The 16228-nt window shown below is 70.7% G+C and carries 12 protein-coding genes; 8 read left to right on the forward strand and 4 right to left on the reverse strand.

What is annotated here, in order from left to right:
- Nucleotides 1-116 precede the first annotated feature (116 nt).
- The 3 genes from K8640_RS19675 to K8640_RS19685 form a co-directional block, all read right to left on the reverse strand.
- Nucleotides 117-320 carry a cold-shock protein gene (locus K8640_RS19675; RefSeq protein WP_141332297.1) on the reverse strand — a complete coding sequence of 68 codons (204 nt, stop codon included), beginning with the start codon at nucleotides 318-320 and terminating at the stop codon, nucleotides 117-119.
- A gap of 185 nt (nucleotides 321-505) precedes the next feature.
- A complete protein-coding gene (gene odhB / locus K8640_RS19680) occupies nucleotides 506-1720 on the reverse strand; it encodes a 2-oxoglutarate dehydrogenase complex dihydrolipoyllysine-residue succinyltransferase (protein WP_223748414.1) in 1215 nt (404 codons plus the stop codon).
- A complete protein-coding gene (locus K8640_RS19685) occupies nucleotides 1710-4601 on the reverse strand; it encodes a 2-oxoglutarate dehydrogenase E1 component (RefSeq protein WP_223748415.1) in 2892 nt (963 codons plus the stop codon). The genes odhB and K8640_RS19685 overlap by 11 nt, the downstream gene beginning before the upstream one ends.
- Nucleotides 4602-4856: 255 nt before the next feature.
- On the opposite strand from K8640_RS19685, the gene fabI reads away from it, so the two are divergent.
- The 8 genes from fabI (at nucleotide 4857) to K8640_RS19725 (ending at nucleotide 13829) form a co-directional block, all read left to right on the forward strand.
- Nucleotides 4857-5687, forward strand: coding sequence for an enoyl-ACP reductase FabI (gene fabI, locus K8640_RS19690; RefSeq protein ID WP_223748416.1), 831 nt, complete (start codon nucleotides 4857-4859; stop codon nucleotides 5685-5687).
- A gap of 165 nt (nucleotides 5688-5852) precedes the next feature.
- Nucleotides 5853-6239, forward strand: coding sequence for a response regulator (locus K8640_RS19695; RefSeq protein ID WP_141330178.1), 387 nt, complete (start codon nucleotides 5853-5855; stop codon nucleotides 6237-6239).
- A 4-nt stretch (nucleotides 6240-6243) separates the two neighbouring features.
- Nucleotides 6244-7110, forward strand: a complete 867-nt coding sequence (locus K8640_RS19700; RefSeq protein WP_141330176.1) for a response regulator — start codon at nucleotides 6244-6246, stop codon at nucleotides 7108-7110.
- Nucleotides 7107-8339 carry a protein-glutamate O-methyltransferase CheR gene (locus K8640_RS19705; RefSeq protein WP_223748417.1) on the forward strand — a complete coding sequence of 411 codons (1233 nt, stop codon included), beginning with the start codon at nucleotides 7107-7109 and terminating at the stop codon, nucleotides 8337-8339. The genes K8640_RS19700 and K8640_RS19705 overlap by 4 nt, the downstream gene beginning before the upstream one ends.
- A complete protein-coding gene (locus tag K8640_RS19710) occupies nucleotides 8336-8881 on the forward strand; it encodes a chemotaxis protein CheW (RefSeq protein ID WP_141330172.1) in 546 nt (181 codons plus the stop codon). The genes K8640_RS19705 and K8640_RS19710 overlap by 4 nt, the downstream gene beginning before the upstream one ends.
- Nucleotides 8871-11033 (forward strand): response regulator, encoded by a 2163-nt coding sequence (locus K8640_RS19715; protein ID WP_223748418.1) that lies wholly within the window; start codon nucleotides 8871-8873, stop codon nucleotides 11031-11033. The genes K8640_RS19710 and K8640_RS19715 overlap by 11 nt, the downstream gene beginning before the upstream one ends.
- Complete coding sequence (locus K8640_RS19720) at nucleotides 11030-12100, forward strand: chemotaxis protein CheB (RefSeq protein ID WP_141330168.1); 1071 nt, start codon at nucleotides 11030-11032, stop codon at nucleotides 12098-12100. Before K8640_RS19715 ends, K8640_RS19720 begins: the two co-directional genes overlap by 4 nt.
- Nucleotides 12101-12212: 112 nt before the next feature.
- Entirely contained in the window at nucleotides 12213-13829 is a 1617-nt protein-coding gene (locus K8640_RS19725) for a methyl-accepting chemotaxis protein (protein WP_223748419.1), read from the forward strand.
- Between the two features lie 85 nt (nucleotides 13830-13914).
- On the opposite strand, the gene clpA is transcribed toward K8640_RS19725, so the two are convergent.
- Nucleotides 13915-16227, reverse strand: a complete 2313-nt coding sequence (clpA, locus tag K8640_RS19730) for an ATP-dependent Clp protease ATP-binding subunit ClpA (protein WP_223748420.1) — start codon at nucleotides 16225-16227, stop codon at nucleotides 13915-13917.
- Nucleotide 16228: the final 1 nt, after the last annotated feature.

Here is a 16228-nt window from a genome sequence, read left to right on the forward strand (position 1 = left end):
GGGCCCGGGCGCGTCCGGGGGACGCTCCGGAAAGCAAGAGGCCCGGTTCCCTGGGGACAGGGGCCGGGCCTCCGTTCGTGAGCCCCTCGCGGGGAAGGGCTCATCGCAACGACGTCTCAGGCGGCGCGAACGTTCTGAGCCTGCAGGCCCTTGGGGCCACGCGTCACTTCGAACTCCACCTTCTGACCCTCGGCGAGGGTGCGGAAGCCGTCCATGTTGATGGCGGTGTGGTGGCAGAACACGTCCTCACCACCGCCGTCCTGGGTGATGAAGCCGAAGCCCTTCGCGTCGTTGAACCACTTCACGGTACCGGTTGCCATTGCACTTCCTTCAGTCTCGCGGGGCGACGCGTGAGAGTCGCCCGTTCTTCCCGCCCCCCGACGACCGGGAGACATGTCCGGTTTTAGTGAAACGCCTGCCTGGAAGTCCAGCCAGCGACCTGAAATGCCCGGTTTGCATTGAGGCCGGGCATCTCAGTCAATACTGACGCGTCGCGTTGGCGGCCTCAGACGTCGAGCAGGAGCCGCTCGGGGTCCTCGATGCACTCCTTCACGCGCACGAGGAACTGGACGGCCTCGCGGCCGTCGATGAGGCGGTGGTCGTAGGTGAGGGCCACGTACATGATGGGCCGGATGACCACCTGGCCGTCGCGGGCGACGGGGCGCTCGACGATGTTGTGCATGCCCAGGATGCCCGTCTGCGGCGGGTTGATGATGGGCGTGGACAGCATGGAGCCGAAGATGCCGCCGTTGGTAATCGTGAAGGTGCCGCCCTGCAGCTCCGGCAGGGTGAGCTTGTCGTTGCGCGCCCGGGTGCCCAGGTCGCCCACGCCCTTCTCCAGCTCCGCCAGGGACAGCTTGTCCGCGTTGCGGATGACCGGCACGACCAGGCCGCGGCTGCCGCTCACCGCCACGCCGATGTCGTAGTAGTGCTTGAAGATGACGTCTTCGCCGTCGATCTCCGCGTTGACCTGGGGGAAGGCCTTGAGGGCCTCGATGGACGCGCGGACGAAGAAGCTCATGAAGCCGAGCTTCACGCCGTGCCGGGCCTGGAACTTGTCGTTGTACTTCTTGCGCAGCGCCATCACCTCGCCCATGTCCACCTCGTTGAAGGTGGTGAGCAGGGCGGCGTTGGACTGGGCCTGGACCAGGCGCTCGGCGACGCGCTTGCGAAGCGGCGTCATGCGCACGCGCTCCTCGCGCGCGGCGTTGGGGCGCGGGCCCGCGGGCTGGGCCGGGGCGGCGGGCTGGGAGGGCGCGGCCGGGCGGTTGAGCTGACCGAGCACGTCCTCCTTGGTGATGCGGCCGCCGGCGCCGCTGCCCTTCAGCTGGGTGACGTCGACCTTGTTCTCCTCCGCCATCTTCCTGGCGGTGGGGGTGATGCGCGCGTCGGACGCGGCGTCCTGCGCGGGCGCGGCGGCGACGGGCGCGGCCGCCGGAGCGGCGGGAGCAGCGGCCGCCGCGGGCCTGGCGGCGGCGCCGGCACCGGCCTCGATGAGGCCGAGCACGTCGCCCACGCGCACCTTGTCACCTTCCTTGAAGGCGACCGACGCCAGGGAACCGGCCGCGGGCGCGGGCACGTCGATGGTGACCTTGTCGGTCTCCAGGACGACGAGCGGCTCGTCCGCGGACACCGCGTCACCCGGCTTCTTGTTCCACTTGCCGACGACGGCCTCGGTGATGGACTCGCCCAGGGGGGGTACTTTCAGTTCAACGGCCATTCTTGGTCCCTCGGAAGATGGCTTCCTCGATGATGAGCTGCTGCTCGATTTCGTGAGTCTTCGGGAAGCCGGTTGCGGGGCTGGCGGCCTCCGCGCGCCCGATGTAGCCCAACTTCACGGGTTGCTGCGAGCGCGACGACACCAGGTCATGCAGGCGCGGGAACATGAAGTGCCACGCGCCCGCGTTGCGGGGCTCCTCCTGCACCCAGTAGACCTCCGCGAGCCTGGGCAGCTTCGCCACCAGGTTCGCCAGCTCGTCCGCCGGGAACGGGTAGAGCTGCTCCACCCGGACGATGGCGATGCTGTCGTCCTTGCGCTCGTTCCGCGCCTTCACCAGGTCGTAGTACACCTTGCCGCTGCACAGGAGCAGCCGCGTCACGCCCGCGGGCGCCACGCTGTCCAGGATGACCTCCTGGAAGCCGCCCGTGGCCAGCTCGTCCACCTTGCTGGTGGCCTCCGGCCGGCGCAGCAGGCTCTTGGGCGACATGATGACCAGGGGCTTGCGCACCGGGCGCACCACCTGACGGCGCAGGAGGTGGAAGATCTGCGCGGGCGTCGTGGGGTAGCAGACCTGGATGTTGTCCTCGGCGGACAGGTCCAGGAAGCGCTCCAGGCGCGCGCTGGAGTGCTCGGGGCCCTGGCCCTCGTAGCTGTGTGGCAACAGCAGCGTGATTCCGCTCAGCCGGCGCCACTTGCTCTCCGCGGCGGCGATGAACTGGTCGATGATGATTTGGGCGCCGTTGGCGAAGTCGCCGAACTGGGCCTCCCAGAGGGTGAGGCCGTCCGGGACGTCCAGGCTGTAGCCGTACTCGAAGCCGAGCACGCCCATCTCCGACAGGGCGCTGTTGACGACCTGGAAGCTGGCGCGGCCGGTGGAGAACTGCTGCAGGGGCGTGTACTTGGCGCCCGTCTGCACGTCGTGCAGCACCGCGTGGCGGTGGCTGAACGTGCCGCGCTCGCAGTCCTGGCCGGACAGGCGCACCGGGTGGCCCTCGGAGAGCAGCGTGGCGTACGCCAGCGACTCACCCTCGCTCCACTGCAGCTCCTCGCTGTCGAGCATGCCCAGGCGCTTCTTGATGACGGTGCGCTCCACGTCGCGGTGCACGTGGAAGCCCTCGGGCACCGTGCACAGCCGCTGGAGCGCGTCGCGCAGCTTCGCCTTGTCCACGGCGGTGGACACCTGGGGCGCGCTCTTCACCGAGCCGCCCTGGTAGGCCTTCCACAGGCCCTCCAGCGCGCTGGGCTCCTTGAACTCGCTTTCCTGGCGCGCGCGGGTCAGCGCCGCGTCGAACTCCGCCAGGCAGCGCTGCTTGATGGCCTCCGACTCCTCCGCGCTGATGCGGTTGCCGTCCGCCAGCGCCTTCGCGTAGCGCGTGCGCACCGTGGGGTGCTTGCGGATGATGTCGTACATCGCCGGCTGGGTGAACGAGGGGTCGTCGCCCTCGTTGTGGCCGTAGCGGCGGTAGCAGATGAGGTCGATGACCACGTCGCTGTGGAACGTCTGGCGGTACTCCGCCGCCAGCCGCGCCACGTGCACGCAGGCCTCCGGGTCATCGCCGTTCACGTGGAACACGGGGATGTCCAGCATCTGCGCGATGGCGGTGGCGTAGATGGAGGAGCGCGAGTCGTGGGGGTCGGTGGTGAAGCCGACCTGGTTGTTGATGACGACGTGGAGCGTGCCGCCCGTCGTGTAGCCCTTGAGGCCCGACAGGTTGAGCGTCTCCGCGACGACGCCCTGGCCCATGAAGGCCGCGTCGCCGTGGATGAGCAGGGGCATCACGCCCACGCGCTCGGTGTCGCCGAAGCGCTCCTGCTTGGCGCGCACGCGGCCCTCGACCACCGGGTTGACGGCCTCCAGGTGGCTGGGATTGAACGCGAGCGACAGGTGCACGTTCTTGCCCTGGCGCGTGGTGTGGTCCGACGAGAAGCCCATGTGGTACTTCACGTCGCCGCGGCCCAGGTACGCCCGGGGGTCCTTGGGGCCGTCGAACTCGCTGAAGATTTGTCCCGGCTGCTTGCCCAGGATGTTCGTCAGCACGTTGAGGCGGCCGCGGTGGGCCATGCCGATGACGACCTCCTTCAGCCCCAGGCCGCTGCCCACCTCGGCGATGGCGTCCAGCATGGGGATGAGGGCCTCGCCGCCGTCCAGGCTGAAGCGCTTGGCGCCCACGTACTTGGTGTGCAGGAAGTTCTCGAAGCCCTCCGCGTAGGACAGCTTGGTGAGGATGTGCCGCTGGTCCTCCACGGAGAACGCCGTGCGGTTCTCGCTGTGCTCCATCCGCTGCATCAGCCAGCGGCGGCGCTCGCTGTCGAGGATCTGCATGAACTCCACGCCGACGCTGCCCGTGTACGTGCGGTGCAGGCGCGCGAGCAGCTCGTCCAGCTTCACCTTCTGCTGCGGGAAGACGTTGTGCGTCTCCACTTCCTGCTCGCGCTCCTTGGGCGAGAAGTGGCCGTCATCCACCATGCTCACGTCCGCCACGTGGGCGAGCGCGGGACGCGGACGGTTCAGCGGATCCAGGTCGGCGCGCAGGTGGCCGCGCAGCCGGAACGCGAAGAGCGCCTGGTCCACCTTGGACTGCAGCTCCAGCGCCTGGGCCTGGGCGGTGCTCTGGGCGGCGACGGGGGCCGCGGCCGGCGCGGCGGCGGGGGCCTGGGCGGCACCCGCGGCCTTGCCGTTGCCCTTGCCGGGCGCGACGGCCGCCGCGGGCACCTCCAAGAGCTTCGTGCTGAAGATGGGACGGCCGGCACCATCGTTTCGCTCGAAGATCTCTCGCCAGCTTGCATCCACGCTGGCGGGGTCCTCGAGGTAGCGGGCGTAGAGCCCCTCGATGAAGTCGATGTTGGCGCCGGAAAGGAACGAGTCCTGGAAGTTCGCCATGGCGGTGTCGTCTTTTACTGGATGACCGCCCCGTTGGGGGTTTTTCGAGGCGTCTTTGTTGGGCCCTGGCGGCACCCCAGGGGAGGGGCCTGTTCAGGGGAGCAGGCCAAGTCATGCCGCTGTTGAGCCCAGCTTCACCTGGGAACACCCCGACACCCGGGGACTCCCAGCACCCGTTTCGTCCCGTTTCGGTCGAAAGGAGTGCTAGACAGCCCGCTCCCCCAACCCCTTCTCCCTCCCAAGAGGCCGCCTCACATGCTGCTCCAGGGCAAGAAGCTGCTCATCACCGGGGTGCTCACCCCCCAGTCCCTCGCCTATGGCATCGCCGAGCACGCGCTCCAGCAGGGCGCGGACATCCTCCTGACGGGCTTCGGTCGGGCCAAGTCCCTCACCGAGCGCAGCGCCAAGCGCCTCAAGCCGGGGCTCGAGGTGCTGGAGCTGGACGTGACCAACCCCGAGCACTTCAAGGCGCTCACCGAGTCGCTCAAGCAGCGCTGGGACCGCGTGGACGGCGTGCTCCACGGCATCGCCTACGCCCCGGACGACGCCCTGGGCGGCAACTTCCTCAACACGCCCTGGGAGAGCGTCCAGACGGCGTTCCGCATCTCCGCGTTCTCCCTCAAGGAGCTCGCGGTGGCGTGCGTGCCGCTGATGCCGCCGGGCGGCTCCATCGTGACGCTGGACTTCGACAACCGCGTCGCGTGGCCCATCTACGACTGGATGGGCGTGTGCAAGGCCGCGCTGGAGTCCACCGTCCGCTACCTGGCCAGGGACCTGGGCCCCAAGGGCATCCGGGTCAACGCGCTGGCGGCGGGTCCCTTGTCCACCATGGCCGCCAAGGGCATCCCGGGCTTCAAGGCGCTGGAGGCGGGGTGGGGTACCCAGGCCCCACTGGGCTGGAGCGCCAAGGACAGCCACGACATGGTGTCCAGGACGGCGTGTGCCCTGCTGTCGGACTGGCTGCCCTCCACCACGGGCGAAATGATCCACGTGGACGGTGGTTATCACGCCGTGGGTGCGCCACCGGTGCCCCCGGAGTCCGTGGCGGGAGCCCAGCCCGCAGGCACCAAGCCTCCGAGCGAGTAGGCGCCACCCGCTCCCGGCGTCGAGGTCATCCGACACCTGCCCGCCCGCCGTGAATGCGGACAGGTCCCCCCGCTTTCTCCCGTGAGAGCGCTCACGGTAGAGTCCTCCCACGTTTCGCAGGGGACGGCCGCATTGGCCCAACCCCTGCGCAGGAGCCGTGGCACCGTGAGCACCAACAGCACCAACATCTTGCTGGTGGACGACAGCCCGACCGTTCGGAACATCGTCAAGATCTACCTCATGAACCTCAAGGTAGGGACGGTGGAGGCGGAAGATGCATCTCGTGCGCTGCAACTCCTCAAACTCGTCCCGGTGAATCTGGTCATCGCGGACATCAACATGCCCGGGATGGACGGCATCACCTTCGTCAAGGAGGTCCGGGCCAGCAAGAACGCGCAGCTGCGCACCGTGCCCATCCTGCTGCTGACGGCGGAGAAGGACGTGGCCCTGCGCCAGCGGGGCACGGAGGCGGGCGCCAACGCGTTCATCCAGAAGCCGGTCTCCCACCACGAGCTGACGGAGACCGTCCGTCAGTTCTTGACCAAGGCTTGATGCCGTGAGCCTGCCGTCCCTGCTGCTCGTCGACGACAGCGACGCCATCCTGGCGCTCGAGCGCGCCATCCTCTCCGGCCACTACACCATCCACACCGCGAGCAACGGCCGCGAGGCGCTGGAGAAGGTCTCCCGCCTCAGGCCCGCCGCGGTGCTGCTGGACCTGTCGATGCCGGAGATGGACGGCGACGAGGTCCTCCAGCGGATGAAGGCGGACCCGGCCACGTCGGACATCCCGGTCATCATCATCTCCTCGGAGAAGTCGCGCGCGGAGGCGTGTCTGGGGTTGGGCGCGGAGACGTTCCTGGCCAAGCCCTTCCGCGCGGATGAGCTCTTGCACGCGGTGGGGGAGGCGCTGGCCAACTCGCGCCGCCGCGCGCGCACCGGCTCGCTCCTGGTGTTGCGGGTGACGGTGGGCACGCTGGAGTTCGCGGTGCCGCTGGACGCGGTGCGCGAGGTGCTGCTGCATCCGGCGACGCGGCCGTTGCCCACGGCGCCCTCGTACCTGCGCGAATACGTGGAGGTGCGCGGCGAGGCGCTGTGCGTGCTGGACGTGGCGCGCCGCCTGAGCGTGGAGCACTCGCTGCCGCGCGTGGAGCGGATGCTGGTGGTCATCCAGGTGGACGGGGTGGCGCTGGCGCTCGCGGTGGACACGGTGAAGGACCCGGAGGAGTACGCGGCGGCGGACATCGACCGGCGCGAGCGCGTGGGCGGCACGGACCATGGTCCGCTGCGCGAGGGGCTCATCGGGATGTTGCGCGCCGGGGGGCACCTATTGCCCATCCTGGACCCGCGGGTGTTCGTGGCGCGGGGCCTGTTGCAGGACCTGCCCAAGATGGTGGAGGCCGCGGAGGCCAGGCGGAGCGCATGAGCGCAGAGCTCGACCCGCGGCTTCTGACCCGAGCGCGGGAAGTGGTGTCCTCCATCACCGGCTTCCGCGACGACGCCATCGCCTCCGAGGCCATGGAGCGCGTGGTGCGCCAGGAACTCGCGCGCGGACGCTCGTCGGCGGACCTCCTGGGGGAGATGCTCTTCCCCCAGTCGCCCCTGTCCGGGACGCTGGTGCGCGCGGCGCTGGTGGGGGAGACGTACTTCTTCCGGCAGCCCGAGCACTTCCGCTTCATCTCTCAGGTGGGCGTGCCGGCGGCGCTGCGCAAGGGCGCGCTCGCGCTGCGCGGCTGGAGCGCGGGCTGCGCCACGGGCGAGGAGGCCTACTCGCTGGCGGCGGCGCTGCTGGCGTCGGTGCCGCACGGCTTCCCGGTGGAGGTGCTGGGCACGGACCTGCACGAGGCCAGCCTGGAGACGGCGCGGCGCGCGTCCTACGGCACCTGGTCCCGGCGCGAGTCGGCGCCGCGGCTGTTCCCGCTCTACCTGGACGCGCCGGAGCGGCAGGTCACCATCCTCCCCGTGGTGCGCCGCATCACCACCTTCGCGCAGGGGAACCTGCTGGCGCCCTTGCCCGAGCGCTTCGGCCGCTTCGACTTCATCCTCTGCCGCAACGTGCTCACGTACTTCTCCCCGGCAGCGCGCGAGCAGGCCATCTCGCTCTTGACGCGGGCGCTCAACCCGGGCGGCTTCCTGTTCCTGGGCGCCGTGGAGGCGGACCGGGTGCCGCCCGGCATGGTGCGCGAGGGCCCGCCGGAGCTGCAGACCTTCCGCATGCTGGCGCCCGGTGAGCTGACCACGCCCGCGCCCGCGCCGCGCCCGGTGGAGCGCGCCGAGCCGCCCGCGCCGTTGTTCCGCAAGCCCAAGGCCACGCCCGTGCCGGTGGTGCCCGCGCGGGTGACGCCGCCGCCCCCGCCGTCCCGGCTGCACCTGGAGGCGCTGGAGCGCATCGAGGAGGGCGACGTGGAGGGCGCGGCGGCGGTGCTGGAGTCGCTGGTGCGTCAGGCTCCCGACTACCTGCCGGGGCTGCTCGAGCTCGCGCTGCTTCGGGAGCGCACCGGGGCGCGCGAGGCGGCGGTGCCGCTGATGCGCGCGCTGCGGGTTCGCGCGGAGCGGCTGGCGCCGGACCACCTCGTGGACGGGCCCGAGGCCCTGCCGGCGCGGTTCTATCAGGCGTCCGCTGACGCCTACCTCAATCAAGGGGCCCTCGAATGAAAATCCTTCCCAGAAGCATGGAGGAGGCCCAGGAGCAGGAGGCCGTCGAGCTGCTCGAGCGGCGCGCCTCGCGTCTGCGCGAGCAGGCCGAGACGACGGTGGAGGAGGCGGTCCACTGGATTGCCGAGTTCCCGCTGGGCGAGGAGCGCTACGCGCTGTCGCTGGAGATGCTGCGCGCGGCGCTGCCCCTGCGGATGGTGACGCCGGTGCCGCTGTCCTCGCCGCATGTCGTGGGTGTGCTGCGCTTCCAGGGCCAGGTGCTCTCCGCGCTGAGCCTCGCGTCCATGCTGGGCGGGCACGGCTGGCGGCAGGATCCGGCGGTGCTGCTGGTGGTGGACCGCGGCGACGGCGAGCTGTGCGCGCTGGACTGCGAGGCCATTCCGCGCCCCACCACGCTGCCGGCGAGCGCGGTGGAGGCCGCGCGCGTGCGGGCCGAGGGGCCGGTGATGGAGGTCTTCACCCAGGACCGGCAGCTCATCCACCTCATCGACCTCAAGCGCCTGTTCACCACCCGCTCGACGGGAGGACGCAATGCCCGTTGACCCGATGCTGCAGGGACTCGTCACGGGGTTCGCCGTCGAGGCCCAGGAGGTCATCCAGAAGGTCACCATGGACCTGCTGGAGCTGGAGCGCGAGGGCCTGGACTCGGGCGCGCTCGCGAAGCTCTACGTCCGGCTGGGCCGGCACCTGCACACCCTCAAGGGCAGCGCGTCCAGCCTGGGGCTGCAGGACCTGGGCGACATCGCCCACAAGCTGGAGGACGCGCTCGCGCCGCTGAAGGCCACCACGCAGAAGATGCCCCGGTCCGTGGTGGACGTGCTGCTGCACGGCCTGGACCTGTTCATGCTGCGCGCCCAGGCGCACGCGGATGGACGCGGGGACTCGCTGCCGGACCCGGCCGCCGCGCTGGCGCAGCTGGTGGCGGACGGCCCCGCGCCGGAGTCGGTGGGCGCGCAGGCGGCCGCGGGCTCGAACGGCGCCGCGGAGCCAGAGACGAACGGCGCCTCGGAGGACGCCGGGTCCCTGGAGCTGTCGGCCCAGCTGGACCCGCAGGCGGAGTCCGCGGACACGGGCTGGCGCGTCAGCGTGCGGCAGGTGACGGCGCTGATGCGCGAGGTGGAGCGGCTGCGCGAGGTGCGGCTGCGCGTGGAGGAGCGCGGCCGCGAGCTGGACCGCGTGGTGACGGTGCTGGCCAAGCAGGGCCTGCTGGCGGAGACGGCCGAGGCGCGCACGCTGCTGTCCGGCACGTCGCGCTCGCTGCGCACCGATGGCGAGGAGACGAGCGACATCGTCGACGCGCTGGAGGAGGGCCTCAAGGCCATCACCACGCGCCCGGTGCGCACCATCCTGGACCCGCTGCAGCGCATGGTGCGTGACTTGTCGCGCCAGCTGGGCAAGGAGGCGCGGCTGTCGGTGGTGGGCTCGGAGCTGTCCTTGGACCGGCGCCTCCTGGAGAAGCTCCAGGGCGCGCTGGTGCACCTCTTGCGCAACGCCGTGGACCACGGCCTGGAGCTGCCGTCCGAGCGCGAGAAGGCGGGCAAGCACCACGAGGGCGCGCTCACGCTGCGCGTGGAGCAGCAGGGCAACCTGCTCTTCCTCGAGTGCGCGGACGACGGCTCGGGCATCGACGTGACGCGGGTGCGCAAGGTGGCCGAGTCGCGCGGCGTCATCGCCTCCGACGAGGCGGAGCGGCTCAACGAGAACCAGCTGCGCGACCTCATCTTCCGGCCGGGCTTCAGCACTCGCTCGGACGTGACGGACACGTCGGGCCGGGGCGTGGGCCTGGACGCGGTGCGCGCGTCGGTGGAGGGCCTGCAGGGCCGCATCGAGGTGAACAGCACGCCGGGCCAGGGCACGCGGTTCGTGATGACGCTGCCGGTGGACCTGGGCAGCTCGCCCGTGCTGGTGGTGCGCGCGCTGGAGCAGCTGGTGGGCCTGCCGATGCTCGCGGTGGAGGCCACGCAGCTGGCGCGCGCGGACTCGCTGCGGCTGGGCAAGCGCAAGGCGCATCTGGAGTACCAGGGGCAGCTGTTGCCGGTGGTGGACCTGGGCGCCAGGCTGGGCCTGCGCGCGCTGGCGCCGCCCGCGGAAGGCCAGCCGCTGCTCATCGTGCAGAGCGGAGGCAAGCGCGTGGCGCTGGGCGTGGACGCGGTGGTGGGGGACCGCGACCTGGTCATCCGGCCGTTGCCCTCCGAGGTCCGCGACGTGCCGGCGTGGCAGGGCGCGGCGACGCTGAGCCGAGGCGAGCTCTTGCTCATCTGCCGGCCGGACTGGCTGGTGACGGAGTCGGGCCAGACGCAGGTGACGGCGCAGCGCCGGGCGCTGGTGGTGGACGACTCGCTCACCGCGCGCGCGCTGCACCGGGCCATGCTGGAGGCGGGCGGCTTCAGCGTGCACCTGGCGGCCAGCGGCGCCCGCGCGCTGGACCGGCTGGCGACGGACACCTACGACGTCGTCATCTGCGATCTGGACATGGAGGAGATGGACGGCACCCAGCTCATCGCCCGCCTGCGGGAGAAACGGGAGACGGCGTCGCTGCCGGTCATCCTCGTCTCCGCGCATGACAGCGCGGCGGCGCGGGAGCGGGGCCTGGCGGCGGGAGCGGATGGCTACCTGAGCAAGCGCGAGTGCGCCGCGGGCCGCCTGCTCGCCGAGGTGCTCGACGTCATGAGCCGCAGGGGAGCGCGCGCGTGAACAACCGACGCCCCATCCGGGTGCTCGTGGTGGACGACTCGCCCACCATGGCGAACACACTGACGGCCCTGCTCACCGAGGACCCTCGCATCGAGGTCGTCGGCCGCGCCGGGGACGGCAACCGCGCCGTGCAGCTGGCGCGCCTGCTGCGCCCGGACGTCATCACCATGGACCTGCTGCTGCCGGGGCTGGACGGCCCCAGCGCAATCACCGCCATCATGTCCCAGGCCCCCGCGCGGGTGCTGGTGGTGAGCGCGGTGGCCGAGCAGCGCGGCGTGGACCTGGGCTTCCAGGCGATGAGCGCCGGCGCGCTGGAGCTCATCGGCAAGCCCAACGTCACCAACGTGGAGGAGCTGCGCCGGTGGGGGCGCGACCTGGCCCACTCGGTGTGCCTGATGGCGGAGGTGCCGGTCATCTCCCGGCGCCAGCGCGCCAACGTGGTGACGCCGCCGCCCATCGGCGCGCGCGTGGACGTCTTCGGCGTGGTGGCCTCCACCGGTGGCCCGCCCGCGCTGGCGGAGCTGCTCTCCAAGCTGCCCAAGGACCTGCCGGTCCCGCTGCTCATCGCGCAGCACATCACCGTGGGCTTCACGCAGGGCATGGTGCGCTGGCTGTCGCAGGTGACGCCGCTGACGGTGGACGTGGCGCGGGACGGCGAGCGGCTGGAGCCCGGCCGCGTGTACTTCCCGCTGGACGGGCACGACCTGCTGGTGGACCCGGCGGGGCTGGCGCGGCTGCAGCGCAGCAAGGGCGGTCCGTGCCCCAACGGGGACGTGCTGCTGTCGTCGCTCGCGGCGTCGTTCGGCCGGCGCAGCGGCGGGGTGGTGCTCACCGGCATGGGCGAGGACGGCGCGCGCGGGCTGCTCGCCATCCGCAAGGCCGGCGGTGTCACCTTCTCCCAGGACGAGGCCACCTCCGTGGTCTACGGCATGCCCCGCGCGGCGCTGGAGATCCACGCCACGGACCAGGGCGTGCCCCTGGCCTCGGTGCCGGAGCTCATCCTCCAGAGCTGCATCCCCCCCAACTTCCGGGCCGGTGGGCGCGGAGAGGGTGGGGTGGGACGATGAGCCCGTCAGTGCCCCCTGTTCGTCGCGGGCCGCTTGCTGGTAGTCCCGAGTCGTTTGTATTCACCCCGCGCCCTCGCGGGTGTCGTCCCGACGTCTTCCGGGTGGTGATGCCGTGAGCACCGAACAGACCTCGTTCACCACGCAGCTCGGCCAGCAGTTCCGTCAGTCGCTCGGACTGGCGCCGAAGCTCGTCCTCGTCACCACGCTCGTCAGCGCGACGGTGGCCGCCATCCTCACCGGTATCGCCACGCGGCGGCTGGAGGCGGACCTCGTCTCCAGCCACATGGGCGAGGGCCAGCTGCTCGCCCGCAGCCTCGCGGTGGCCGCGGAGCAGGGCGCGAAGATGGGCCTCACCACGCTCCAGCCCCTGCTGGACGTCTCGCGCACCAGCGAGGACGTCGCCTACGTCTTCGTCTCGGACGCGGGCGGCAACGTGGTGGCGCACAGCCTGACGGGCGCCTTCCCCGAAGCGCTGAAGGCGTCCGCGGTGGCGCAGGGCGAGGTGAGTGAGGAGAACGGCTGGGGCGAGGTGCTCGAGTTCGAGACCGAGGGCCGCACGCTGCACGCCTCGAACGTGGCGGCGCCCGTGGCCGGTGGCCGGCTGGGCACGGTGCACGTGGGCATCTCCCGCGACCACATCGACGACCTGGTGTCCGCGCTGCGCTGGCGGATGATGGGCTTCGCGCTGTTGCTGGTGGCGCTGGGCGTGGCGGTGGCGGCGGCCTTCGGGCGCAGCATCGTGCGCCCCATGCGCGAGCTGACGGAGGTCGCCGGCCACATCGTCGAGTCCGGTGACCTGACGCGCCCCATCCACGCCAAGAGCGGCGACGAGGTGGGCCGGCTGGCCAACTCCTTCGCGCAGATGGTGGCCCGGCTGCGCGAGGTGACGCTCAACCTCCAGCAGGCCGCGCAGGCGCTGACGCAGTCCACCGAGCACCTCAACACGTCCTCCACGGACCAGGCGCAGACCATCTCCCGGCAGGCCGCCGCGCTCCAGGAGACGCAGGTCACCGCGCAGGAAATCAAGCAGACCTCCATGCTCGCCGCGCAGAAGGCGGAGAGCGTGCTGTCGGTGGCCGAGCGCGCGGACGCGCTGGCCCGCGCGGGCGAGGCCTCCATCGAGCAGACGATGGCGGGCCTCAACGACATCCGCGTCCAGGTGGGTGAGATTGCCCAGAAGATTCTCGAGCTGGGCGAGCGCACGCAGCAGATTGGCGGCATCACCCAGACGGTGAAGGACCTGGCCGACCAGTCCAACATGCTCGCGCTCAACGCGGCGATTGAATCGGTGCGCTCGGGCGAGCACGGCAAGGGCTTCGGCGTGGTGGCGCGCGAGATTCGCGCGCTGGCGGACCAGTCCATCCAGGCGACGACGCGGGTGCGGGAGCTGCTCGACGACATCGCCAACTCGGTGACGGCCGCGGTGCGAATCACCGAGCGCGGCGCCGAGCGCATGGAGGCGGGCCTGGCCCAGGTGCGCACCAGCGGGCAGAACCTGCGCGAGCTGTCCTCCATCGTCCAGGACAACGCCGCCGCCGTCCGTCAGATTGCCGCCGCGGTGTCCCAGCAGAACGTGGGCATCAACCAAATCACCCTGGCGGTGAACGACCTCTCCAAGATGATGGACGAGACGGTGGCCCGCATCGGCTCCACCGGCGAGGCCGCCACCACGCTGCAAATCATCTCCGAGCAGCTCTCCAGCGCGGTGAAGATCTACCGCGTCGAGTAGCGCGGCTGCTGGAAACGTCAGAGGCCCCGACTCCCACGGTGGGAATCGGGGCCTCGTTCGTTTCGAGGGCCTTGCTCGCGCGGCGCTACGCCGGCACGGGCTCGGCGGGGGCGGCGGTCGTCTGGAGGTCCAGCTTGTCGCCGCCCTTGTCCACGTCGTAGCGGGCGGTGCCGCCGTTCTTCAGCTCACCGAAGAGCAGCGCCTCGGCGAGCGGCTTCTTGAGCGAGTTGTCCACGAGGCGGGCCATGGGCCGGGCACCGAAGGCCGGGTCATACCCACGCTCGGCCAGCCACGCGCGCGCGGCGGGCGTCAGCTCCAGCTTCACCTTGCGCTCCTCGAGCATCTTCTGGAGGAGGCGGACTTCCTTGTCCACGACCTTGAGGATGATTTCCGGCGGCAGGCCGGAGAACAGGAGCCACCCGTCCAGCCGGTTGCGGAACTCCGGCGTGAAGGTGCGCTCAATCGCCTTCTTCGCGCGCGTCGCGTCCGCGGGCTTCGCGAGGTCGCCGAAGCCGATGGACTTGGTGCTCATCTCCTGGGCACCCGCGTTGGTGGTGAGGATGAGGACGATGTTGCGGAAGTCGGCCTTGCGGCCGTTGTTGTCCGTCAGCGTCGCGTGGTCCATCACCTGGAGCAGGATGTTGAAGAGGTCCGGGTGGGCCTTCTCGATTTCATCCAGCACCACCACGGCGTACGGGTGCTTGCGCACCGCGTCCGTGAGCAGGCCGCCCTGGTCGAAGCCGACGTAGCCCGGCGGCGCGCCGATGAGCCGGCTCACCGTGTGCTTCTCCGAGTACTCGCTCATGTCGTAGCGCAGGAACTCCACGCCCAACGTCTGCGCCAGCTGTTTGGCCAGCTCCGTCTTGCCCACGCCCGTGGGGCCCGAGAAGAGGAACGAGCCGATGGGCTTCTCCGGCGCGCGCAGCCCCGAGCGCGCCAGCTTGATGGCGCTGACCAGGTCCTTGATGGCCCCGTCCTGCCCGAAGATGACCGCCTGCAGCTCCTTCTCCAGGTTCTGGAGCTGGACGCCCTCGCTCGCGGACACGCTCTTGGCGGGAATCTTCGCCATCTTGGCGACGACGGCCTCCACGTCCGCGCCGGTGACGGTGTTGGTGCGCGCACCCTCCGGCTTGAGCTTCTCCGCCGCGCCCGTCTCGTCGATGACGTCGATGGCCTTGTCCGGCAGGAACCGGTCGTTGATGTGCTTGGCCGCCAGCTCCGCCGCCGCGCGAATCGCCTCGGGCGTGTACTTCACGCCGTGGTGCTCCTCGTAGCGGCTCTTGAGCCCCTCCAGGATGAGGACGGTGTCCTCGACGGAGGGCTCGGCGACTTCAATCTTCTGGAAGCGCCGCGACAGCGCGCGGTCCTTCTCGAAGGAGGACTTGAACTCCTGATACGTCGTCGAGCCGATGCAGCGCAGCTTCCCGCTGGCGAGCGCCGGCTTGAGGATGTTGGACGCATCCATGGAGCCGCCGCTGGTGGCGCCCGCGCCGACAATCGTGTGGATCTCGTCGATGAAGAGGATGGCCTCCGGCTGCTCCTGGAGCGCCTTGAGCACGCCCTTGAGCCGCTCCTCGAACTGACCGCGGAACTTGGTGCCCGCGAGCAGGGAGCCCATGTCCAGCGAGTAGACGATGGCGTTCTTCAAGGGCTCGGGGACGCGGCCCTCGTGGATGTAGAGCGCCAGGCCCTCGGCGATGGCCGTCTTGCCCACGCCCGCCTCGCCCACGTAGAGCGGGTTGTTCTTGCGGCGGCGGCAGAGCACCTGGATGGTGCGCTCCAGCTCCTTGTCGCGGCCGATGAGCGGGTCGATGCGCCCCTCCTTGGCCTCGATGTTGAGCTGCGTGGTGTACGTCTCCAGCGGGCTCTTGCGCGGCGACTCGCCCTCCTCGTCGTCGTCCCCCGCGGGCGCGTGCCCGTTGCCGGCGCCGCCCTCCTCGCCCTCGCCCGCCTCATCCTTGGAGATGCCGTGGGAGATGTAGTTGAGCAAATCCAACCGGGTGACGCCCTCCTGCTGGAGCAGGTAGAGCGCGTGGCTCTCCTCCTCGCGGAAGAGGGCCACCAGCACGTCGCCGCCGTCGATGAGCTTCTGCTCGGCGGACAGGGCGTGCATGGCGGCGCGGTGGAGCACCCGCTCCACGCCGATGGTCTGCTGGGGGTCGGCCTCCGCGTCCTCGGGCAGCCGTTCGACCGTCTCCTCCAGGAAGGAGACGAGCCTCTCTTGGAGGCGCTTGACGTTGGCCCCACACGCCTTGAGGACCTCGCGGGTGCGCGAGTCCTTGGTGAGCGCCAGGAGCAGATGCTCCAGCGTCAGGTACTCGTGGCCCATCTTCCGCGCCTCCTCCAGGGCGGTGCGGAAGCTGGCCTGCAATTCTTTGGCAATCAGCGGTCCTGCCACG

It is taken from the genome of Myxococcus sp. XM-1-1-1 (genome assembly GCF_020037095.1).
Classification (GTDB): domain Bacteria; phylum Myxococcota; class Myxococcia; order Myxococcales; family Myxococcaceae; genus Myxococcus; species Myxococcus fulvus.